The following is a 642-nucleotide window of genomic DNA, read 5'->3' as shown; positions in this document are numbered from 1 at the left end:
GAAGGAGTCAGATCATGGCTATCCGAACCCTCAGCAGCGTGATTGAACAGCACATCGCCGGCCTTCCGGGCTTGATTGCTGTTTTGATAGGGCGGGCCACTGATGGTGCTACAGTAGCCAAAGTAACCTACGTCAGCGATTCCCAAGAGGAGCAAGCCCTAGAACGTTTGGGCACCTACGCCGGCGACCTAGTCCAGGCCAACAGTCGTCTATGCCAGCTTGTCAGCTCTGACCAAGAGGCGGACTACCTCTTGGCAGGTACTCCGGCGCTGCGGGTTGTCATCAAAGCGTTTCCCAAAAGCCCCTACTTTGTCTTGTTTCTGACCCGTTCCATCACCGACCTCAGAGCCATTTCAGAGCGCATCAAAGCCATTCTGATTGACGGAAAGCCGCTACTGCCCCCTGTGCAGGACAGCACCATGTCTTTGGCTCAGGCTCTGATGGACTATGCCAAGCGCTACGCTCCGGATCCCAACTTTGTGGCCCTGCGCCTGTCTTTGAAAACAGGTCTAGACCGCAACCGCCTTGAAAAAGGCACCCTGACCCGGCAGGAGTTGCGCATTCTCTACAAGGCAGTGGCCGATCTTTTGGGCCGAGAGCGGCTGCCTATTGCCATGCCGGTTTGAGTAGTCGAGAATGGCT

The 642-nt window shown here is 56.2% G+C and carries 1 protein-coding gene; it reads left to right on the top strand.

Features of this window, described 5'->3' with window-relative positions:
- Positions 1 to 626: hypothetical protein (locus NW820_RS13270; RefSeq protein ID WP_414407760.1), on the top strand; the 626-nt coding region annotated here is incomplete at its 5' end.
- Positions 627 to 642: the final 16 nt, after the last annotated feature.

The sequence above is a fragment of the Synechococcus sp. R55.7 genome (assembly GCF_047461955.1).
Lineage (GTDB): Bacteria > Cyanobacteriota > Cyanobacteriia > Thermostichales > Thermostichaceae > Thermostichus.
The sequence above is the reverse complement of the archived record's forward strand: the minus strand, read 5'-3'. Positions and strand labels throughout refer to the sequence as shown.